Origin of the sequence: Blautia sp. MSK18_10, from assembly GCF_020553185.1 — a bacterium.
Classification (GTDB): Bacteria; Bacillota; Clostridia; order Lachnospirales; family Lachnospiraceae; genus Blautia_A; species Blautia_A wexlerae.
The window spans coordinates 160,797-183,553 of record NZ_JAJCGT010000003.1 but is presented as its reverse complement, the minus strand read 5'-3'; the positions used below and the strand labels follow the sequence as shown (position 1 = coordinate 183,553).

The following is a 22,757-nucleotide window of genomic DNA, read 5'->3' as shown; positions in this document are numbered from 1 at the left end:
GAACCTGTTAAGGTCGAGACTTCCAAAGTGGAACCTGTTAAGGTCGAGACTTCTAAAGTAGAACCTGTTAAGGTCGAGACTTCCAAAGTGGAACCTGTTAAACTGGACGTTCCTGTTGATCTTACTTTATATAATGAACGTTTTCAGAAACATTATGATGAGCTGAAATGGTTATATTGCGAATTATATCAGGATCATGATGATGTCATGACCTATCTGCATGATCTTACTTCTAATATGGAAGCTTTCTATAACAGCAGAAATTCAGCATTAAAGGCATCTGATAAAAAGCGTGAGGCTGATCCGGACTGGTATAAACGCAATGACCTTGTAGGCATGATGATGTATGTAAACAATTTTGCACATACTTTAAAAGGTCTGGAGGAACATCTGGATTATGTGGAAGAATGCAATGTCAATTATCTTCATCTGATGCCTCTGCTCGCATCTCCGAAAGGAAAAAGTGACGGTGGTTACGCAGTAGCTGACTTCCGCACAGTGCAGCCTGAGCTTGGTACTATGGAGGACTTTTCAGAGCTTACCTCCAAATGCCATGAACGCGGCATCAACATCTGCCTTGATTTCGTTATGAACCATACTTCCGAAGAGCATGAGTGGGCCAAACGGGCTCGCGCAGGTGAAAAAGAATACCAGGACCGTTATTTCTTCTTTGATACCTACGATGTTCCTGCACTCTATGAGAAGACCTGTCCACAGGTATTCCCAACTACCGCACCGGGCAACTTTACATGGCTGGATGACCTTCACAAGCATGTCATGACTACTTTCTATCCATACCAGTGGGATTTAAACTACAGAAATCCTGTTGTGTTTAACGAAATGGTCTACAATATGTTATATCTGGCAAACCAGGGTGTTGACATCGTACGTCTCGATGCAGTTCCTTATATCTGGAAGCAGCTTGGAACAAACTGCCGCAACCTGCCACAGGTTCACACAATCGTACGTATGATGCGTATGATCTGCGAGATCGTGTGCCCGGGAGTCCTTCTTCTCGGAGAGGTTGTCATGGCTCCTGAAAAAGTTGTTCCATATTTCGGTACACTTGAAAAGCCGGAATGCCATATCCTGTATAACGTTACTACTATGGCAAGCACCTGGCACACAGTTGCAACCAAAGATGTATCTCTGCTCCGCAGACAGCTGGATATTCTGGGATCTCTTCCAAAAGAGTACATCTTCCAGAATTATCTGCGTTGCCACGATGATATTGGCTGGGGACTGGATTATGATTTCCTGAAGAATTTCTCAATCGATGAGGTTTCTCATAAGAAATTCCTGAATGATTTCTTTACAGGCAAATATCCGGATACATTTGGCCGCGGTGAACTTTACAATGATGACCCGCGTCTGGGTGATGCAAGACTTTGCGGTACTACCGCATCTCTGTGCGGCATTGAGAAATATGGTTTTGAAGGAAATGTAGCTGGTGTTGACAGAAGTGTGCGCTATGACATCACACTTCATGCATTTATGCTTTCCCAGTCAGGTATCCCTGTAATCTACAGCGGAGATGAGATTGGTCAGGTAAACGACTATTCTTATAAAGATGATCCTGATAAGGCAGTTGATTCCCGCTATCTTCACAGAGGAGAATTCAACTGGTCACTTGCTCCAAACAGAAATATCGCAGATACAGTACAGGGAAAACTTTTCCACGCACTGGATCATCTGGAACATATCAGAAGTTCACACAGCGTTTTTGATACAACAGCTGATCTTCGTACAATCGATACCTGGGATTCTTCTATCCTTGCAATCGTACGCGAAAATGCAGAGGAGAAATTCATCGGAATCTATAACTTCAGCGATCAGGATAAGGTTGCATGGATCAACGAAGATGACGGCATATACACTGATCTTATCTCAGGACATGAGATGGAAGCTAAAGGTGTTATGATCCCTGCATTTGGATGCTTCTGGCTGTGCAGAAAGAAATAAACCATTAATCTGCATAACGCAGACCGCATAATGCAAACGAGGACAATCTGCATATTTTACAGATTGTCCTCGTTTTTTACTTCTGGACTCTTTCCAAAAATCTTGCAAAAAATCCTTTATTTTCATCTTCTCTGTCCAGTGACTTCTCATAAATCCTCCTGATCCATTCTGTAATAGTTTCGATCAGGATTGGAGAGAATGTCATCAGTACAAATACCAGAATGATCATTCCAAATTCCAGAGAACCCAGTGTCAGCAAATCCTGCAATACAACCGCACTTATAAAAAATGCAAACTGCATTCCATAAATGATCACTTTTCTGTATGTGTTCAGCGGCGAATAAACTGTACGCAGTGCAGACATATAGTTCCACCCCGTAACCAGAACACAGGCTGTATTAAGCATGACGTTGGAATGGTATACATCCTGACAGACCAGCATGATCGTAAATACACATCCTGTAATGGTTACTGCCGCAGGAAATGCATTCATAAATACGTGCCTCAGGAATGTATGGTCAATCTTATTGTAATTATTCTCCTGTGTCAGAAGAAATGTAGGAATTCCCACTGCGCAGGCACTGATCAGTGACATCTGGATTGGTTCAAAGGGATATGCATCTCCAAAGAAAATTGTGATCAATGACAGTAAAACAGAAAAAATTGTTTTGATCAGAAACATGGATGCCGCACTTCTGATATTGTTTACAACACGACGGCCCTGATTTACAATATGAGGCATTGCCCCGAAATTAGAATCAAGAAGAACGACATTTGCAATATTTTTAGCTGCATCGCTTCCTGCTGCCATGGCAATACTGCAGTCTGCTTCCTTGAGTGCAAGTACGTCATTTACACCGTCACCGGTCATCGCAACTGTATGCTTCTGTGACTGAAGAGCCTGTACCATCTGTTTCTTCTGCTGAGGTGTTACACGCCCGAATACACTGCACTCTGCAACTGCACGCTGCATTTCTTCCGAAGTTTTGATTGTTGTTGCATCGATATAATGATTGGCATTTTTCAGTCCTGCTTTCTTTGCAATTGCAGAGACAGTCACAGGATCATCTCCTGAGATAACTTTAAGGTCAACTCCCTGGCTGTCAAAAAAAGCCAGAGTATCCGGTGCTTCCTCACGTATCACGTCAGTGATGAGAAACAGTCCCAACGGTTCAAGTCCTGTCGGGCGTTCCGTTCCTTTTGTCTCCTGTTCACTGTGAGCCAGAACAAGGATACGGTATCCCTCCTGTGCGTAACTGCTGCAATGTTCCAGAAGTTCTTCATTTCCTTCCGGAAAAAGGAACTGTGCAGCTCCCATCAGATAAGTTCCTCTTCCTTCAAAAACAGCACCACTGTATTTCCTGTCTGAGGAGAAAGGAATGGCATGGATCAGTTTCAGGTCATTTCTTGAAGGAAAGCGCTTTCTCAGCGCATCTGCTGTTGCATTCTGATCATGAAGAACTGACATCATATTTCCCATAATGTGGTCAATTTCCTGAAGCTTCTGTCTTTCTTCCTGAGATACCGTTTCTGAATTTACTGTTTCCTGTATCTGTCCGTTTTCCTTCTCTGCTGATACCGTAACCTCCGGTTTTAATGCTGACACATTCTGAACAGGCTCCCCTGTTTCCGGATCAAATTTTGCTGTATGTTGTACAACAGTTGTCTGTGCTGTATCATACAACTGCACATCTTCAACCTTCATGGTACCTTCTGTGATCGTACCGGTCTTATCCAGACAGAGCGTGTCAACTCTCGCCAGCGTTTCAATACAGTAAAGCTCCTGCACAAGTGTCTTCTTTGTAGCAAGAACCATAGAACCCAATGTCAGTGCCACACTTGTCAGAAGTACCAGGCCTTCCGGGATCATTCCAAGTACTGCGGCAACCATATTTACCACAGAATCCTTCAGTGTATCTCCTACGATCATATATTGCTTGTAAAACAACATGGCACCAAGAGGCACGATAATGATACTGATCACCTTCAGAATCGCATTCAGAGAATTGCGAAGTTCCGAATTATGACGTTTAAATTCCTTTGCTTCACTTGTGATCTGCGATGCATAATTATCTTTTCCAACATGGATTACCTGACAGCAAGCTTCCCCTGATGTCACAAAGCTTCCTGAAAAAAGTTCGTCTCCCTGGCTTTTGGACAGATTGTCCGACTCACCGGTGAGTAGAGACTCGTTTACTTCTACAGTTCCCTCCAGTACCTTTACGTCAGCCGGAACCTGATCTCCTGTTTTCAGAAAGATCAGATCATCCAGAACCAGTTTCTCTGTGGAAATACTCCATTTCTTCCCCTCACGCAAAACTACTGTTTTACTCTCTGTAAGGATTGCAAGTTTGTCAATCGTCTTCTTTGCTCTGATCTCCTGAATAATACCTATCACTGTATTGATCAGAATGATTCCCATAAACATGGAGTTCTTATAAGATCTCACAAAAAGCACCAGAACAAGCAATGCAATATTTAAAAAGTTAAAAAATGTAAGCGTGTTTTCCAAAATGATCTGCTTGTAGGTTCTGGTATTCGGGTTCTCGTTGACATTAACTTTTCCTTCTGCAATCCTCTCCTGCACCTGTTCATTTGTAAGTCCTGTCATTGCTACCTCCTGCAGAAAATATTTATAGCAGCATCATATAATAAAAATTGCGGGAACTGCTTCACAAAATATCTTTTGTCCCTGGTATCATATAATGCCATAATATAAAGCACAGGGCAGATGATGAGTATCACCCGCCCCTTCTTTATAAATAACGATTTCAGATTACAAACAGATTCAGTTTTTTTGCTATAATCAATATTCTTCTTCCTCTGCTTCTTCGCCTTCGTGAATATCAGACTTTGGTTTCTTAAGACCTTTAATCTCAATATGATGCTTCTGTGCATAATCCCACAGAGCCGCATGGATTGCTTCCTCTGCAAGCAGGGAGCAGTGTACTTTTACAGGCGGAAGTCCGTCCAGGGCTTCCATAACTGCCTTATTTGTAACTTCCATAGCTTCTTCGATGGTTTTTCCCATTACCATCTCTGTTGCCATGCTGCTGGTTGCAACTGCCGCACCACATCCGAATGTTTTGAATTTGCAGTCTTTGATGATATGTGTTTCATCATCGATATCAAGAAAAATCCTCATGATATCACCGCATTTTGCATTTCCCACTGTACCTACGCCACTTGCGTTCTCTATTTCTCCTACATTACGCGGATGCTGAAAATGATCCATTACTTTTTCACTGTAAGCCATTTGTGTTTCCTCCTGTTATCCTGACTTTCTTTTAATATTATTTCTGTTGTAACTGCAAAAATACAAACAATTATCTTCTGTTTTGTTATTTATTCTGTTTTTTCATGAAATCTTCATATAATGGAGACATGCTTCTTAAGTGCGCTACAATTTCTTTCAATCTGTCCACTACGAAATCTACATCTTCCATTGTTGTCTCTTCGCTGAGTGTCATACGCAGAGAACCATGTGCAATCTCGTGCGGAAGTCCGATTGCAAGAAGTACATGGGACGGATCAAGAGAACCTGATGTACAGGCAGATCCGCTGGATGCACAGATTCCATAATTATCCAGCATCAGCAGGAGAGATTCGCCCTCAACAAACTGGAAGCTGACATTTACGTTATTCGGAAGACGTTTTATACGGTCACCGTTTACTTTTACATAAGGAATCTCTGCCTCAATTCTGTGGATCAGATGATCTCTGATAGCGATTTCTTTGTCAGTACGTTCTTTCATGGATGCATTTGCACGTGCTGCTGCTGCACCGTATCCAACGATTCCCGGCACATTCTCTGTACCTGCACGACGTTTACGTTCCTGTGCACCGCCATGTACAAAGGAACGGATTTTTACGCCCTTACGAATGTAGAGGAAACCGATTCCTTTTGGTCCATTGATCTTATGTCCGCTGGAGCTTAACATATCAATATTGCATTCATCCACATTGATCGGAACCTGACAGAATGCCTGAACAGCATCTGTGTGGAAAAGCACTCCATGCTCTTTTGCGATACGTCCGATTTCCTTGATCGGCTGGATAGAACCAATCTCGTTGTTTGCAAACATTACAGAAATCAGGATTGTTTCCGGTGTGATTGCTTTCTCAAGTTCATCCAGTTTTACAATACCGTTCTCGTCTACATCTACATATGTGATCTTTGCGCCGCGTTTCTCCAGATATTCACAGGTATGGAGAATTGCATGATGCTCGATCTTTGTTGTGATGATGTGGTTTCCTTTTGCTTTATATGCCTCAAAGGTAGCCTTCAGAGCCCAGTTATCAGACTCGGAACCACCTGCTGTGAAATAAATTTCTTCTTTCTTTGCTCCAAGAACTTCTGCGATCTGCTCTCTTCCTTTGGTGATCGCCTCTTTGCTCTTGCCTGCAAAATCATAAATACTGGACGGGTTGCCATAATATTCTGAAAAATATGGCAGCATTGCCTGGACAACCTCCGGTGCTGTTTTAGTTGTTGCTGCATTGTCCAGATAAATCATTTTTCCCATTTTCTTGTCCTCCTGTTTTATTTAAGTATGTCCGGTACATTTTCTTCCATGCCCTGACTTTCCATTTTTTCTTCATGTACTCTTCTGCTTTCCTCGATCAGCTGACCAAGCATCAGGGTATCGACAGCGCTTGTAATACTGTCATTGATTCTCTTCCAGACGAGCTTTGCCACACATACATCACTGCCATGGCAGGTTCCGTCATTCTCAATCCCGGGACAGGCTGCTGCTTCCAGGCTGCCTTCCAGCACACGCAGGACTTCACCGACCGAGATCTCATCTGCCGGCTTGCCAAGCTGGTATCCGCCGTAAGCCCCTCTGCTGCTCTTTACAAGACCGGCCTTCTTAAGCATGGCCATAAGCTGTTCGAGGTAGCTTGTGGAAATATCCTGTCTCTCCGCAATACTCTGTAAAGATATCGCTTCATTCGCACTGTGCAAACCAAGATCTATCAGTGCTTTCAAGCCATAACGGGCTCTTGTTGAGAGTTTCATTTTCTCACCTCGTTTTTTAATTCCCAGTGTTTCCCTCGGATTTCATGATTACTTTACCAGAAACAAACCGTTCTGTCAAGGCTGTTTTGTTCATATATTGCTGTAAAGGCGTTTCGGCAGGTTACTGTTTTTTAGTCAAGCGGATATTCGCACCTGCTGCGCATGAAAAGGTCTGGATTTTTCATTATGTCAAAAAAACTTTTTATCAAAGGAACTTTACTTCTTACATTTGCCGGTTTGTTAAGCAGACTTATGGGGTTCTTTTACAGAATATTCCTGTCACACACTATTGGTGCACATGGGCTTGGTATCTTTCAGCTTATACTTCCACTGCAGATTCTGATCATGTCCATCTGCGCTTCCGGTATCCAGACTGCAATCTCCCGCCTCACTGCCGCAGAAAAAGTTTCCAAAAATCCCAGTCGTCATATCTCAGATTATTTTGTCGTGGGAACTGTATTTTCTGTTGTTTTCTCCCTGGTATTCTCCTGGTTTCTTTACAGCTATGCAGATTTCTGGGCAGTACAGATTCTGAAAGAGTCACAGACCTCCGGTCTGATACGGATTCTTTCTCTGAGTATTCCGTTGAGTACACTTCATACCTGTATCAGCAGCTATTATTTAGGAAGAAAACAGGCCGGATTTCCCGCAGGAGTCCAGCTTCTGGAACAGCTTTTCCGCACAGGCGGATGTTATATTCTTTATCTGATCTGTGCATCGCAAGGGCGAAACATCACTCCGGCAATTGCAGTCGGCGGAAATCTTATCGGGGAAATAGCCTCATCTTTTATTTCTCTTTTCGCAGTCAGTATGCATTTTAAGGTAACACATTATAATATCCGGAATATCAGAAGACCGCTTTCTGTTCTCAGAAAATTGCTCCATATTTCCGTTCCTCTTACCATGAATAAAATACTGCTCACCCTTCTGGGAAGTATTGAAGTGATTCTTATACCTGCAAGGCTGCAAATGTCAGGACTTACTCCCAAAGATTCCCTGAGTGTTTACGGAATCTTTACAGGGATGGCACTTCCGCTTATTCTTTTCCCCGCTACGCTTACAAACTCGGCTGCGGCCATGCTGATTCCCTCCATTACCCAGCTGCAGACTCTGGGGTATCAAAAGCGAATCCAATATGTGATCGGCAGGATTTTCCGATACTGTCTGCTACTAGGCGGATCCTGCTTGGTTTTTTTTCTGTTTCTTGGAGAATTTCTTGGAAATTTTCTGTTTCACAGTCAGACAGCCGGAATCTATATCCATACCATGTCCTATATCTGTCCTTTTCTGTACCTGAACACCACTCTCACCAGCGTACTCAACGGCCTTGGAAAATCCGGCATCTGCCTGCTGCACAGTGTGATCAGCGTCTGCATCCGGATCAGTTTCGTGCTGTTTGCAATCCCTGTTCTGGGAATCCGGGGATATCTGTACGGGATTCTCTGCAGCGAACTGGCGCTCAGCATCCTGCACAGTTTACAAATACTGCAAAACAACTATAGCAATCCCCGTAAATAATGCATATTGATTAAGAGACTTGATAGTTACTATTCACACTCCACTATCCCGCGAGGTGTTTTGGCATGGATATGCCAAAATTCCATTGCCGCAGGTAATCTGGAATGAATTTTGGCTACGTTACTGAGAACGAAGTGAACAGTAACGCTTGATATGATCGCAGAAAGTCATCCGAAAATATTTTGGCTATCGACATTCAGATAGGAATGGTTTATAATAAATTCCGAAAAAAGCAAGACAAATAGACACAAAGGAGATATTACTATGGGATTCGATTTTATCAAAAAATTACCAACCCCTGAAGAAATCCGTAATCAGTATCCCATTGATGCTGAAATTCAGGCTGTTAAAGATGCAAGAGATAAAGAACTGCGTGATGTTTTTACCGGAAAGTCCGATAAATTCCTTGCAATCATCGGTCCTTGTTCAGCAGATAATGAAGATGCTGTTCTGGACTATCTTACCAGATTACGCAATGTTCAGGAGAAAATAGCTGACAAGGTTCTGATTGTTCCACGTGTTTATACAAACAAACCAAGAACAACAGGAGAAGGCTATAAAGGTATGGTTCACCAGCCGGATCCCGAGAAACAGCCAAATCTTCTTGCAGGGCTTGTAGCAATCCGTAAAATGCATATCCATGCAATCCGGACCAGTGGTATGACCTGTGCAGATGAGATGCTTTATCCGGAAAATTACCGTTACCTTTCTGACCTGCTTTCTTATGTGGCAGTAGGTGCACGTTCTGTGGAAGACCAGCAGCATCGTCTTACCGTCAGCGGCATGGAAGTTCCTGCAGGTATGAAAAATCCAACCAGCGGCGATCTTGCAGTCATGCTCAATTCCGTTGTAGCAGCTCAGGGCGGACATCGTTTTATCTACAGAAGCTGGGAAGTAGAAACAACAGGTAATGAACTGGCTCATACAATTCTCCGCGGTGCCGTAAATAAACATGGGGAGGCAATCCCGAACTATCATTACGAGGATCTTCGTCTTCTCTGGGAGAAATATCAGGAGAAAAACCTTAAAAATCCGGCTGTTATCGTTGATACCAACCACTCTAATTCTAATAAACAATATGACCAGCAGGTTCGTATTGCAAAAGAGGTTCTCCACAGCCGCCAGGTAGACCCGGAACTTCATACTCTGGTAAAAGGGCTTATGATCGAGAGTTATATTGAACCGGGAAATCAGAAGATCGGATGTGATCATATTTACGGAAAATCTATTACCGATCCATGTCTTGGATGGGAAGAATCCGAACGTCTTCTGTATACAATTGCTGAGATGTGTTGATCCGTTATTGTTTATAAACAACATTCCATACTCTCTGATCAGATGGATCGCTGTAATTACATTATCTGTAAATAGCACATGTTATGACATTACAGGAAAAAACTATTCAGCCACCCACTGCTTATTGCTCTTCGCAATTAAAGCAGGGGACTTACTTGATTCAGTTAAAAAAGCTTCTATAAACTGTTCAAAACAGACTATAGAAGCTTTTTCATTTGACATTATAGCAATCCTCATAAATAATAAGTTTTTAATGACGTGGATGTGTTTTCATATACACATCACGCATTTTATTCATATTCATGCCCAGATAAACCTGCGTAGTGGAAATATCGGAATGTCCCAGCATTTCCTGAACGCTTCGTATATCCGCACCATTCTGCAGCATATGCACAGCAAAAGAATGCCTCAATGTATGCGGGGCAATATCCCTTTTGATACCGGCATCATCCGCATATCCCTTTAATACTTTCCAGAATCCCTGACGGCTCATCGCTTTCCCTGAACAATTTGTAAATAATGCTGTTTCTTTCTCATCTTTCACAAAAACAGTTCTGGCTGTTTGCAGATACCGTTCCATTGCCTTCTTGCATGGAATACCAATAGGGATAATCCTCTCTTTTCCATTCTCATTACAGACCACATATCCAAACTGGAGATTAATATCAAAAATCTGAAGATGAAGCATCTCACTGACTCTCATACCTGTTGCATACAGCAATTCCAGCATTGCTGAATCTCTTATCCCTTTAGGGGTATCCAATTTCGGCTGCTGAAGTAATTTATCCACTTCTTCTATGGTAAGTATCTCAGGTGCCCTTTTCTCAACCTTCGGAGGTTTCAGGTTATCTGCCGGATCTTCTGCGATCACGCCTTCCTTCCACAGATACTGAAAAAATGCTCTCATAGAAGCAACGCTTCTGGAAATGGAAGATGACGCAAACTTCTCACGTTCCATGTAACTGATATACCCTTCAAGCTCAAGTTCTTTTACATCTTTATAATTTCTGATTCCCCGTTCCTTCAGAAATTCCGCCATTTTTTTCAGATCTCTCTGGTATGAGATCTCTGTATTTGCCGATGTTTTTTTTGTATTATGCAGATATGTAATAAATTCCCTTATTTCTATGTCCATATTCCCGTTTCCTTTTAATCAAAATATCCGCTGCCTGTAGCTCCTGCGATCAGACGAAAATTAATCCTCTTCGCAGTTTATCAGCAGAAAATCGTACTCTCTCCGATAAAATGTATATGTATTATACTGTTTATTTTACATAAAATCAAACCTTTTTTTCGAGAAAAATCCTTGTATTTCAAGCTTTTTCAGCATCAAATACCATATGTCGGAAATTTTATGACAACCAATACTAAATATAGTAAATATGTCATTAAAAAATTTTTATATATTTCAGAATAATGTCAATAATCAGAGGGTTCACATAGCATTCGATAAGTATTCCCAGAAAATATCCTACTGCTGCAATGCACATTTTTTTAAGATAAATACTGACTTCTCCGGAAATCAGACCTCTGTTTCTCCATATTTCTGATGATATCTTCCATTCCTGTTCCATAGAATAAAGCCAGACCGGAATGTAAAATAAATATTGTGGCAGCAAAAGTCCCATTCCGATCACCCCGCCTGCAAATCCAAATTCCAGTATAGAAACAGTCATTATCATACCTGCATACAATCCTGATCCCAGAAGCGTTATAACAGCAAGCGGCGCACCAAAAACCGAAAATCCACAGATTATATTCAACAGATAAAAAACACCTCTGTATTTTAATATTTCTTTCAGATATTCAATATTGCCTGTATTTTTTCCTGCAAATGTACTCAGAAAATATACCGATGCCCATGTTTTCTGTTGCCATTTTGCCTTCCAGATTATATTCGGTATCAGATTTCCGGCCAGAAATCCAAGAAGAAATAAAATAAGCGCAGGAAATTTTTTGGTTCCCGTTCTGTTTTTCTTCATTCTATCACCCTGTACCAGTTTACTGAGAAATTCCAGGAAGTATTCCTGTCTTTACAAGAAAGAATCGTGTCCGGAGGGCTTTTTTATGTTATAGGAACATTACGGAGTAATTTCCTATAACATAACATAAAAAAACTGCACAGACTGTATAAATACAATCTGCACAGTTTATATCTGCAAAAAACTGTCCACGATAGTCCATAAAATGAACAATCATATTATTTCGCATAGTCAATCGCTCTGCTTTCACGTATCACGTTGACTTTAATCTGACCGGGATATTCAAGTTCTGCTTCAATCTGTTTCGCAATATCGCGCGCAAGGAGAACCATATCTGCATCATTAACATGCTCCGGCACTACCATTACACGTATTTCTCTTCCCGCCTGAATGGCAAAAGATTTATCAACACCTTTAAACTGGTTCGTAATATCCTCCAGTTGTTTCAGACGATTGGTATAAGTTTCCAGCGTTTCTCTTCTTGCACCAGGTCTCGCCGCTGAAATAGCATCTGCAGCCTGTACAATACATGCAATCAGAGATTCCGGCTCACAGTCACCATGATGAGATGCGACCGTATTGATAACAATCTGGGATTCCTTATACTTCTTACAGAGATCCACACCAATCTGAATATGAGATCCTTCTACTTCATGGTCAATTGATTTACCAATATCATGAAGAAGACCTGCTCTCTTAGCCATACGGACATCTACGCCAACCTCACCGGCCAGCATTCCGGATAACTGAGCTACCTCAATAGAATGTCTTAAAGCATTCTGTCCATAACTTGAACGGAACTTCATACGTCCAAGAAGTTTCAGTAATTCAGGATGAATACCATGAACTCCAACGTCCATAGCTGCATTCTCACCATCTTCGCGAATCTGCGCTTCTACTTCTCTCTGGGCTTTCTCAACCATCTCTTCGATTCTGGCCGGATGGATACGTCCATCTACGATCAGTTTCTCAAGAGCTACACGTGCAACTTCACGACGGATCGGATCAAAAGCAGATAACACAACTGCTTCCGGTGTATCATCAATAATAAGATCCACACCTGTAAGTGTCTCAAGAGTACGGATATTACGGCCTTCACGACCAATAATCCTTCCCTTCATCTCATCGCTCGGAAGCTGAACAACCGAAATGGTAGTTTCAGCTACATGGTCAACTGCACATTTCTGGATGGCATTGACAACATATTCCTTAGCCTTCTTACCAGCTTCTTCCTTTGCCCTGCTTTCCAATTCCCTGTAAAGTCTGGCTACATCCACTTTTACATCATCTTCAACGGATCTGAGTAATTCTTCTTTTGCCTGTTCGGAGGTCAGACCTGAAACTCGTTCCAGTTCCTGTACTCCTTTTTGCTCAAGTTCTTCTACCCGTTTTTCTTTCTTCTGCACCTCAGCTGCTCTCGCTGTGCATTCCGCTTCACGCTTCTCAACTGCATCTGCTTTCTTGTCAACCGCGGATTCTTTTGCTAATACACGATTTTCATATTTCTGCAGTTCGTTTCTTCGTTCCTTGGTTTCTTTCTCCAGTTCATTTTTTGTACGGAGAGATTCTTCCTTCACTTCCAATAAAGCTTCTCTTTTTTTAGTCTCAGCTGTTTTCAGAGCTTCATCTATGATGCTTCTTGCTTTGTCTTCTGCTGTCCCAACAATCTCGGCATCCTTCTGGATTTTATTGTTCACAGCGACTTTGCAAGTAACAGGAACTGCAATAAGTAGCGCGACTACCACAGCGACAATTGCAACAATAATTGTTGTTGTCACAGGAGCACCTCCTTATTTAGTTTTCATTGTACAAATACAACAATACAAGTTTATCTTTTTTTCATACTTATGTCAAGTTTTTCAGGATAATTGTTTGAATATTTTTCCTATATTTAATTACTGTTCGTTCTGTTCTCAGTAATATATTTTGCAATATACATACAATGGAGTATACTATGATTCATCCGAATATGTATGTACAAGTCTGATATTCATATTCTCAAGAGTATCTGCAATGTCTGAATATCCAAATCCTCTTCTCACAAGATAACCATAGAGCCGACGCATTTTTTTCTCATCCAGCTCAGTATTCGGCGGATATTTCTTTTCTATGGTTCGATAGAGGATTTCTTTTTCATCAGGCATATTTAAGGCAGCCTCTTCCTCCCATGCATTTATCGCTGTTTTCCTGTCTATTCCCTTTCCCATAAGTTCCCGGATGATCTTCTGCCGGCTCTTTGTATCCATTCTGTATGCAATATAAGTTCTGGCATATCGTTCATCATCTATATATCCATAGGCTTCAACATATGTCAGAGCATGATCAACCGCCTGACTGGTAAATCCCGCCTGGCGCAATTTCTCTCTCAATCCCTTCTCCGTCCGATCCATATGTTCTAAGAGACGCATGGCTTTACGCCTTGCGTCTCTGTATTCTTCAGGTTCTTCCGTTAAATTTTTCTGTTGTTTCTGTACAGTCTGTCTCTTTAAAGCCTCTGCATTCCTGAGAAATTCTCTCAGATCTCCGGATGAATTCCCCATGATCACTCCTCAGAAGCATCCGGTGCATCACCTGTTGCCGGCACCGGCTCTTTGGCCTGTCCTTCTTCATCCGGAAGAAGATGATAATGGATTCTGACTTGCTTCTCAATCTCATCACAGATATCTGTATGCTCTTTCAGGAAAATCTTCGCATTTTCACGTCCCTGTCCGATCTTATCTCCGTTATATGCGTACCATGCACCGCTCTTATTTACAATTCCGCATTCCGCTGCCAGATCAAGAATATCTCCCTCTTTGGAAATGCCGGTTCCGAACATAATATCAAATTCTGCCTGTTTAAACGGCGGAGCCACTTTATTCTTCACAACTTTGATTCTGGTGTGGTTTCCCACCATCTCACCGCCCTGTTTCAATGTCTCTACTCTGCGGACATCCATGCGGATAGATGAATAAAATTTCAGAGCACGCCCACCTGTCGTTGTCTCAGGGTTTCCAAACATAACTCCAACCTTCTCACGCAGCTGATTGATAAAGATAACTACACAATTAGATTTACTGATCACTGCTGTAAGTTTACGGAGAGCCTGTGACATCAATCTGGCCTGAAGACCTACATGGCTGTCACCCATATCTCCATCAATCTCCGCCTTCGGTACAAGTGCGGCAACCGAGTCAACGATCACAATATCCACAGCTCCGGAACGCACCATCGTCTCTGTGATCTCAAGTGCCTGTTCTCCATTGTCCGGTTGTGATATGTACAGGTTATCGATATCTACACCGATATTCTTTGCATAGACAGGATCCAGAGCATGTTCTGCATCAATAAATCCGGCAATCCCGCCTCGTTTCTGCACTTCCGCAACCATGTGAAGTGCAACGGTTGTCTTACCGCTGGATTCCGGTCCGTAAATCTCGATGATACGTCCCTTGGGAACACCGCCTACTCCAAGTGCAATATCAAGACTTAAAGATCCGGTAGGGACTGTCTCCACCTGCATATTTGCTCCGGATTCCCCGAGTTTCATGACTGATCCTTTCCCGTAATGTTTCTCAATCTGTCCAAGCGCTGCTTCCAGTGCTTTCTGCTTTTCTTCATTTATCATTTATTTTAATCTCCTTCAGCCCTTTAAGAACTTATGTTCGTTTTCTATTTATTATAGTATTATACTTCCTGTCAAATGTCAAGCTTTTTATTCTGCCTGAATAACCTTTTCATGTTACTGGTTACTGTTCACTCCGTTCACAGTAACGTAGCCAAAATTCATACCAGATTGCCTGCGGCAATAGAATTTTGGCTTGTATGTCTCGGGATTTTGGCATATTCATGCCAAAACACCTCGCGGGATAATGGTGTGTAAACAGTAACAACATAACAGTAAAAGCAGGGAATGTGCTTTTTTTACATTCCCTGCTCTTTCGTAGTTTTTAATATTTCTCTCTGTTTCTATTTATCACCAATCAGCCAGTTGTACATTTCTTCATACTGACGTGCGGAATTACCCCATGAGAAATCAGCTGCCATAGCACGATCAACCATTTTATTCCATTCACGTTTCTTATCATAATAGATTCTTTCCGCATTGCGCACTGTTGCAAGCATCTCATGCGCATTGTAGTTTCTGAAAGAAAATCCGTTTCCAGTTCCCTCATATTCATTATAAGGTACGACCGTATCTTTCAGTCCACCTGTTTCTCTGACGATCGGAAGTGTTCCGTAACGGAGACTCATCAGCTGGCTCAAACCACATGGCTCAAATAAGGACGGCATCAGGAACGCATCTGCTGATGCATAGATACGGTGAGACATTTTCTCATCATAATAGATCTGAGCAGATACCTTTCCATGATATTTCCAGTCAAAGTGACGGAACATATTCTCATAACGTTCATCACCGGTTCCAAGAATTACAAGCTGGATAGCATCCTGGCAAAGCTCATCCATCACATATGCGATCAGATCAAACCCTTTCTGATCTGTCAGTCGTGATACAATACCTATCATCATCGTCTTCGGATCTTCCTGCAATCCAAGATCTCTCTGCAGCTGAAGTTTGTTCTTAACTTTCTCTTTTCTGAAAGTTGTTGCATTATAAGTCTTTGTGATATATGGATCTGTTTCAGGATTGAATTCATTGTAATCAATACCATTTACAATTCCACGCAGGCTGTTTGCACGCGCACACATCAGGCCGTCCAGTTTTTCTCCATAGAACGGTGTCTTGATTTCCTCTGCATAAGTATTGCTTACAGTAGTGACTGCATCTGCAAACACAATACCGCCCTTCAGATAGTTGGCATCTTTATATGCTTCCAGTTTGTCTGCTGTAAAATAATAATCGGACAGTCCTGTGATATTCTTGATTGTCTGTACATCCCATACACCCTGGAATTTAAGGTTATGTATTGTCATGATCGTCTTGATATTCCAGAAAAATTCATTCTGCTGGAAGCTGTCGTGCAGATATACGGGAACAAGTCCGGTCTGCCAGTCATGACAGTGTATAATATCCGGTCTGAATCCGATAACCGGAAGAACTGACAGTACAGCTTTGGAGAAGAATGCAAATTTCTCCAGATCCCATGTTCCTCCATCATACGGTTTGGGTCCGCTGAAATAGTATTCATTGTCAATAAAATAAAACTGAATTCCTTCGTACTCCATGTGCATGATTCCTACATAGCAGTTCTTATATCCAAGATCCATATAGAAATGTGTGATATAGTTCATTTTATCTTTCCATTCCTGTTTCATACAGGCATATTTCGGTAAGATCACACGAATATCAAAATATCGTTTATCAAAATATTTCGGCAATGAGCCAGCTACATCTGCCAGACCTCCTGTTTTGATAAATGGTACAGCTTCAGATGTTGCAAATAAAATATTTTTCATGCGAAAAACCCTCCTTGGTAGCCTTTATTGAATAATTATACTCCAAACTATGACTATTGGAAAGAGCGATTTTTATATTCCAGTCTGATTTTATCTGCAATCAGAGCAATAAATTCTGAATTTGTGGGTTTCCCTTTTCCTGTACTGACTGTGTAACCGAATAATTCATCTATTGTGTCCATTTTTCCTCTGCTCCAGGCAACTTCAATGGCGTGTCTGATAGCCCGTTCCACTCTGCTGGCTGTTGTCTGATGTTTCTTTGCAATCGTAGGATACAGTATCTTGGTAATGGAATTGAGCATCTCCATGTCATTAACTGACAGGATGATGGCGTCACGCAGATACTGATATCCTTTAATATGTGCAGGCACTCCAATCTCATGAATGATATTTGTCACGTCTGTTTCCAGATTTCTCACAGGTACCGGATTGTCTTCTGTCCTTTCAGGCTGCCGCCCGATCTGACGTATTCTTCTCTCGCTGGCTCTGCGCACATGTTTGATACGATTAAGCAGCATCTGATTATCGAAAGGCTTCAGGATATAATAATCTGCCCCTAAGTTAAATGCATTTTCTGTAATACGTTCCTGACCGACTGCCGAAACTACGATAAATGATGGGATCTTTTTGAGACTTTTGTCATTGGCAAATTTCTCCATTACTGCCAGTCCGTCCATTTTCGGCATAATAATATCCAGAACCACAACGTCCGGTTCCTTTTCACGTATAATATTACAGATTTCTTCTCCGTTATGCGCTTTTCCCACAAGTTCCAGATCTTTGTCTTCTTCTATTATCTGACCAAGTACTTCCACCATTTTCTCATTATCATCTGCAATTGCCACATTTAATTTTTCCATAAATTTCACTCCTCCCCCATTTTTCAATAAATCTCTTTTCTTTTTCGGTTCATCACATATTATAGAGGAATGCTTACGGAAAAATCAAGACACAGAGGGAAATTTGTCCTATTTTATGTCGACAGCTTTGGTGATTCTTTTTTCTTTATTTTCATTTTTCACAGGCATCTGATATATTTCGACAATAATCAGATTTTTGTTTCATAATCCTGATCATCCATTAAAAGAGTCTTTCTGTATTTTTCAGCATATTTTCAATAAAGATTCCATATCCGCTGGAAGCATCCTGAACAAATACATGAGTTACCGCACCAATGATTTTTCCATTCTGGATAACCGGGCTTCCGCTGAGCCCCTGTACAATCCCTCCTGTAGCTTCCAGAAGTTCTTTATCTGTCACCTTTATCACAAAACTTTTGTTGGTATCTTCATGATTCAAATCTATTTTTCTGATCTCTGCATCATATTCTTTTACCTCGCCATCTGTACTGCAGAGAATTGTGGCTGTTCCAATCTTCACTTCCTGCTTATACGCAGCCGGCATTTTCTTTAAAGTGATCGCATCATCTGCAATCCCTGTGAACTGACCATAAATTCCGTTTCTGCTGTTTGCTTCGATAGTTCCAAGAATATTTCTGTCATCATAGCAGATGTATCCTGCAAGTTCGCCGGGATTGCCTTTACTTCCTTTGTTAATCGCAAGAATCCGGGCTTTATACAAAGCTCCGTTTCGGATATTCAGAAGCTGGGCAGTGTCTATATCACTGATTCCATGGCCAAGGGCACCATAATTACCATTCTGATCTACGTAGGTAAGCGTTCCTATCCCCTGCGTGTCATCTCTTACCCAGATTCCAAGTTTATAGTCTCCTTTTTTGTCTTTTACAGGAGTTACAGATACAGGAATACTCTCTCCTTTGCGGCTTATCCCCAGTGTAACTTCGCTGCCATCAAGTTCTGAGATGTCATCTATCAGTTCTCTTTTTGTAGAGATTTTTTCTCCGTTAAATGAGATAATGTAATCTCCCTGTCTGATAATATTTCTCGCAGGCTCCTCTGTCTCACCATTCCGATTCTGAATTTCACCGGTGTCAATCACCAGAACACCTTCTGTTTGCATATAAATTCCTATGGTGCTTCCGCTGACATAAATTTCCTGATCATCTGCAGGTGTCACTTTTATTTCTTTAAATGGAATATAACCCAAAAGTTTACATGGCAGAATATAGCCTCCATCCTGCGAAACAGTAACTGCTTCTTCAAATGTAACAAATGGTGTTGACAAAACTTCTGTGACATCTTCTGTTTTTTTGCCTCTGGAAATCTGAATTTCGTCAGGTATCTTTCTGTCCAGATATCTGTAACCTGATATCAGCATCACCAACAGATCCAGCACAAGACAACAGATGACAAAAAGTCTGTATTTTCTTTTGTTCATTGTTATGCACATCCTTTCATTCTGTATTTATGAAATTCTGTAACTGTGAAATTGCCATAAAACACTTCCCATCACAGCAAATCCGAAAGGTACAAAAATAAGAGAGAACAATCCGTCACAAAGATTATCCTCTCTTAGTATGTGGTCAATTATTTTATTTAAATCTTGTATTTTTTTGTTTCTGTGCCAATTCTTTCATCTCTTTCGCATTCTCAAGAACTGCAGGTGTAATTTCTGCACCACCTAACAGTCTTGCCAGTTCGCGGATGGAATCATGTTCTTTAAGCACATGGATCTGGGTAATAGTCTCAGTTCCCTGCAGATGTTTTTCAATTTCAAAATGACTGTCTGCCATAGCTGCAATCTGCGGCAGATGCGTGATGCAGAGTACCTGATGATGCTGTCCGATCACTGCCATCTTTTCAGAGACTTTCTGTGCAGTTCTTCCACTGATACCAGTATCGATCTCATCGAAGATCAATGTCTCAATCTCATCTCTGTCTGCAAGGATTGCCTTTAATGCAAGCATGATTCGAGACAACTCACCGCCGGATACGATCTGTCCCAGTGGCTTCAGAGTTTCTCCGGGATTTGTAGAAATGAGATACTGGATATCATCGGTTCCATTATCTGTGTAGTTTTTCTTTTTCCGGAAATCAATGGCAAAATTCACATCCAGGAAATTTAAATCCTTCAATCCCTGAATAATCTTCTGCTCAAGCTGTTTACTGTATTCTTTACGGATTTCTGCTAATTCATCCGACTTTTTCTCAAGAATATTTTCCAGTTCTCTGAGACGCTCCTTTAATTCCTGTAAATTTTCTTCATATTTATGTAATTTTTCCAGTTTTTCTTCCTGAAGTTTGCGATATGTGAAAATTTCCTCAATGGTACGTCCATATTTTGCCTTCAGTCCATTGATCAGATCCAGTCTTCTCTCTGTCTCATAAAACTCTCCTTCATCAAAGGTCAGCTCGTCCAGATAAGCGGATAATTCTCTGTTAAAATCATTCAGAAGACCGTCTACAGAAGTAAGTGTCTCTGCAAGAGGTGTAAGCTCCGGATCATACTGTGTTACATGAGAGAATTCCTTTAATGCCTCTCCGACAGTCTCTCCGGCGCCTTCCTTGCTTTCATAGCCTGTGAGATTATGTACAAGCTGCAGGGAGTCAACGATGAGTTTTGCATTGCTCATTTTTCTGTACCGGGCTTCCAGTTCCTCATCCTCTCCCGGCTGCAGATTTGCTTTCTCGATTTCTTTGATCTCAAACTCCAGAAAAGCCAGCTCACGATTCCTCTGCTCCTCATTCATATTCATGGAACCAAGTTCTGTTTTGCATTTGCTGTATTCTTTATATGCCAGAGATACTTTCTCCTTTGCAGGAAGGATTTTTTCTTTTCCATATGCATCCAGGATTGCAAGCTGCTTATCCTGATACAGAAGTGACTGATGCTCGTGCTGTCCATGGATATCCAAAAGGCATGCAGCAGCGGCCTTCATCTGACCTACAGTACTTGTCTCTCCATTAATCTTGTTGATGCTTCTTCCATCCATGATTTTTCTGGACAGAAGTACCTGTCCATCTTCCGGACAGATATCCAGTGCTTTCAGTGTCTCCAGTGCTTTCTCGTTTTCTACCTGAAAAAGCAGCTCCACAAGTGCATAGGATGCATTTTCCCTTATCATATTTTTAGAAGTTTTTGCACCCAGGATCAGCTGCATAGACCCCAGAAGGATAGATTTACCTGCTCCGGTCTCACCGGTCAGGATATTCAGTCCGGGACCAAATTCTACTTCTATTTCTTCTATCAGTGCAAGATTTTTCACATGCAGATGAGCTAACATTTATTGCCTCCATAATCAAGTCATTTGTAATGTTAAAAGTTCAGGATCGCAACTGCAAAGGTATTGAGCAGTTACTCGTGGGATCACTTATTCAATCTGACAAAACTTCTCAGTTTCTCTGCTGCTCCCAGTGCCATGTCTGCAGTCTTTGCAACACACATAATAGTGTCATCACCTGCAATACATCCCAGTATTTCCGGCCATTTCAACGCATCCAGGGCTGCTGCCACGCCCATGGCCATTCCGGAAACGGTTTTGATCACAATGATATTCTGTCCCACATCAATAGAAAGCAGGGTATCTTCCAGTACTCTTGTATATTTTTCTCCAAGACTTCCTGATTCATTATTAATAATTGCATAACGGGACTTTCCGTCCTTTCCTGCCACTTTTGTCAGCTTGAGAGCACGAATATCTCTGGATACAGTCGCCTGTGTCACCTTAAATCCTGCCTCATTAAGTCTGGAGGCCAGCTCTTCCTGTGTATCAATATCATACTGATGAATCAGTTCAATAATTTTCTCATGTCTCGCAACTTTCACCTTATTTCCTCCTGCTGATCAGCTGTCTCTCATCTTCCGGCGCAATACCTCAACAAAACTTAAATGGTTCAGCTTCAGAATCTTTGTCTTTACATCTGCCCGCCGGATCTGAATGCAGTCACCGGTGACCATGGGGATAAATGTATCTCCGTCAAAAGATGCGATTCCCTTTTCACAGTCACAGTGTCTTCCTTTTCCTATCTCTACAGTGATCACATCCTGCGCAGGAAAAATAATGCTTCTTGTATTCAGCGTGTGTGGTGCTATGGGAGTCATGATCGTCATGGCGGCATTGGGCGATACAATAGGTCCTCCCGCTGACAGACTGTATCCGGTAGATCCGGTAGGTGTTGAAATAATAATTCCATCAGCATTATAAGAGTTAAGATAAACATCATTTACATAATTCTTAAACCGGACCACGCGGAGATGACCGTCTCTGCCGATCACAATGTCATTCAATGCAATATCCTGTCCGATCAGTTTTCTGCCGCGGTACACCCTTCCTTCCAGCATCATGCGTTCTTCTACCTCGTAATCATCCGCCATTAGCTGATCCAGAGCACTGTACAGAGAGGTCTGATTCACTTCTGCAAGAAAACCCAGATTTCCCAGATTGATTCCAAGAAGAGGAATTTCCTTATGCACCACATCTCTTGCTGCCTGAAGAAGTGTGCCATCTCCTCCCAGAACAATAATACACTGTGTATCGTCCGGAACCTTATCAGGATCTGTATAATGAAAGGAACCCTCATGTTTCCTTTCTGCCTGCTGTACTTCACAGTTTTTGTGATGTGTTTTCAGATAATCTGCGATTTTTTCTGTGATTTCAAGTTTTTTATCCTTGTCACTGTTTGTAATAATATAAAACCTGTCCATAGTTTCTTCCTGACTCA

18 protein-coding genes are annotated in these 22,757 nt (G+C 41.6%); 3 read left to right on the top strand and 15 right to left on the bottom strand.

The genetic code is table 11. The features are described 5' to 3' along the window. Nucleotides 1–1,962, top strand: a 1,962-nt coding sequence (locus LI074_RS03080; protein WP_330595114.1) for an amylosucrase, incomplete at its 5' end; no start/stop codon positions are given. 76 nt (nucleotides 1,963–2,038) lie between these two features. On the opposite strand, the gene LI074_RS03075 is transcribed toward LI074_RS03080, so the two are convergent. From LI074_RS03075 to LI074_RS03060, 4 genes are all read right to left on the bottom strand, one after another. After that, nucleotides 2,039–4,573 (bottom strand): cation-translocating P-type ATPase, encoded by a 2,535-nt coding sequence (locus LI074_RS03075; RefSeq protein ID WP_022381066.1) that lies wholly within the window; start codon nucleotides 4,571–4,573, stop codon nucleotides 2,039–2,041. Nucleotides 4,574–4,768: 195 nt separating this feature from the next. Next, nucleotides 4,769–5,218: a Fe-S cluster assembly scaffold protein NifU gene (gene nifU, locus LI074_RS03070; protein WP_008704067.1), complete on the bottom strand. Its 450-nt coding sequence runs from the start codon at nucleotides 5,216–5,218 to the stop codon at nucleotides 4,769–4,771. A gap of 85 nt (nucleotides 5,219–5,303) precedes the next feature. Further along, nucleotides 5,304–6,488, bottom strand: coding sequence for a cysteine desulfurase NifS (nifS, locus tag LI074_RS03065; RefSeq protein ID WP_173697674.1), 1,185 nt, complete (start codon nucleotides 6,486–6,488; stop codon nucleotides 5,304–5,306). Nucleotides 6,489–6,505: 17 nt separating this feature from the next. Further along, entirely contained in the window at nucleotides 6,506–6,982 is a 477-nt protein-coding gene (locus tag LI074_RS03060; protein WP_022381064.1) for an RrF2 family transcriptional regulator, read from the bottom strand. Nucleotides 6,983–7,168: 186 nt separating this feature from the next. On the opposite strand from LI074_RS03060, the gene LI074_RS03055 reads away from it, so the two are divergent. Then, nucleotides 7,169–8,500, top strand: coding sequence for a polysaccharide biosynthesis protein (locus LI074_RS03055; RefSeq protein WP_022381063.1), 1,332 nt, complete (start codon nucleotides 7,169–7,171; stop codon nucleotides 8,498–8,500). 264 nt (nucleotides 8,501–8,764) lie between these two features. Then, nucleotides 8,765–9,796 (top strand): 3-deoxy-7-phosphoheptulonate synthase, encoded by a 1,032-nt coding sequence (locus LI074_RS03050; RefSeq protein ID WP_025577295.1) that lies wholly within the window; start codon nucleotides 8,765–8,767, stop codon nucleotides 9,794–9,796. Between the two features lie 250 nt (nucleotides 9,797–10,046). Here LI074_RS03050 and xerD read toward each other — a convergent pair whose 3' ends face one another. From xerD to LI074_RS02995, 11 genes are all read right to left on the bottom strand, one after another. Continuing rightward, a complete protein-coding gene (xerD, locus tag LI074_RS03045; RefSeq protein ID WP_173697673.1) occupies nucleotides 10,047–10,931 on the bottom strand; it encodes a site-specific tyrosine recombinase XerD in 885 nt (294 codons plus the stop codon). 253 nt (nucleotides 10,932–11,184) lie between these two features. Then, nucleotides 11,185–11,778, bottom strand: a complete 594-nt coding sequence (locus LI074_RS03040) for a stage II sporulation protein M (protein WP_008704076.1) — start codon at nucleotides 11,776–11,778, stop codon at nucleotides 11,185–11,187. A 218-nt stretch (nucleotides 11,779–11,996) separates the two neighbouring features. Next, the gene (gene rny, locus LI074_RS03035) at nucleotides 11,997–13,556 is read right to left on the bottom strand and encodes a ribonuclease Y (protein ID WP_008704078.1); all 1,560 of its coding nucleotides are present in this window, start codon (nucleotides 13,554–13,556) and stop codon (nucleotides 11,997–11,999) included. 174 nt (nucleotides 13,557–13,730) lie between these two features. Then, entirely contained in the window at nucleotides 13,731–14,318 is a 588-nt protein-coding gene (locus tag LI074_RS03030; RefSeq protein WP_179962914.1) for a regulatory protein RecX, read from the bottom strand. Between the two features lie 2 nt (nucleotides 14,319–14,320). Then, nucleotides 14,321–15,385, bottom strand: a complete 1,065-nt coding sequence (recA, locus tag LI074_RS03025) for a recombinase RecA (protein WP_022381059.1) — start codon at nucleotides 15,383–15,385, stop codon at nucleotides 14,321–14,323. Between the two features lie 341 nt (nucleotides 15,386–15,726). After that, on the bottom strand, nucleotides 15,727–17,175 hold the full coding sequence (gene glgA, locus LI074_RS03020; RefSeq protein ID WP_008704084.1) for a glycogen synthase GlgA: 1,449 nt from the start codon (nucleotides 17,173–17,175) through the stop codon (nucleotides 15,727–15,729). 53 nt (nucleotides 17,176–17,228) lie between these two features. Further along, nucleotides 17,229–18,035 (bottom strand): sporulation transcription factor Spo0A, encoded by an 807-nt coding sequence (spo0A, locus tag LI074_RS03015; protein ID WP_022381058.1) that lies wholly within the window; start codon nucleotides 18,033–18,035, stop codon nucleotides 17,229–17,231. Nucleotides 18,036–18,255: 220 nt separating this feature from the next. Further along, nucleotides 18,256–19,473, bottom strand: a complete 1,218-nt coding sequence (gene spoIVB / locus LI074_RS03010; RefSeq protein WP_020994066.1) for a SpoIVB peptidase — start codon at nucleotides 19,471–19,473, stop codon at nucleotides 18,256–18,258. A 154-nt stretch (nucleotides 19,474–19,627) separates the two neighbouring features. After that, nucleotides 19,628–21,319: a DNA repair protein RecN gene (recN, locus tag LI074_RS03005; RefSeq protein ID WP_118521356.1), complete on the bottom strand. Its 1,692-nt coding sequence runs from the start codon at nucleotides 21,317–21,319 to the stop codon at nucleotides 19,628–19,630. A gap of 83 nt (nucleotides 21,320–21,402) precedes the next feature. After that, the gene (gene argR, locus LI074_RS03000; protein ID WP_062807869.1) at nucleotides 21,403–21,861 is read right to left on the bottom strand and encodes an arginine repressor; all 459 of its coding nucleotides are present in this window, start codon (nucleotides 21,859–21,861) and stop codon (nucleotides 21,403–21,405) included. Between the two features lie 18 nt (nucleotides 21,862–21,879). Continuing rightward, on the bottom strand, nucleotides 21,880–22,740 hold the full coding sequence (locus LI074_RS02995) for an NAD(+)/NADH kinase (protein WP_062807870.1): 861 nt from the start codon (nucleotides 22,738–22,740) through the stop codon (nucleotides 21,880–21,882). Nucleotides 22,741–22,757 lie beyond the last annotated feature (17 nt).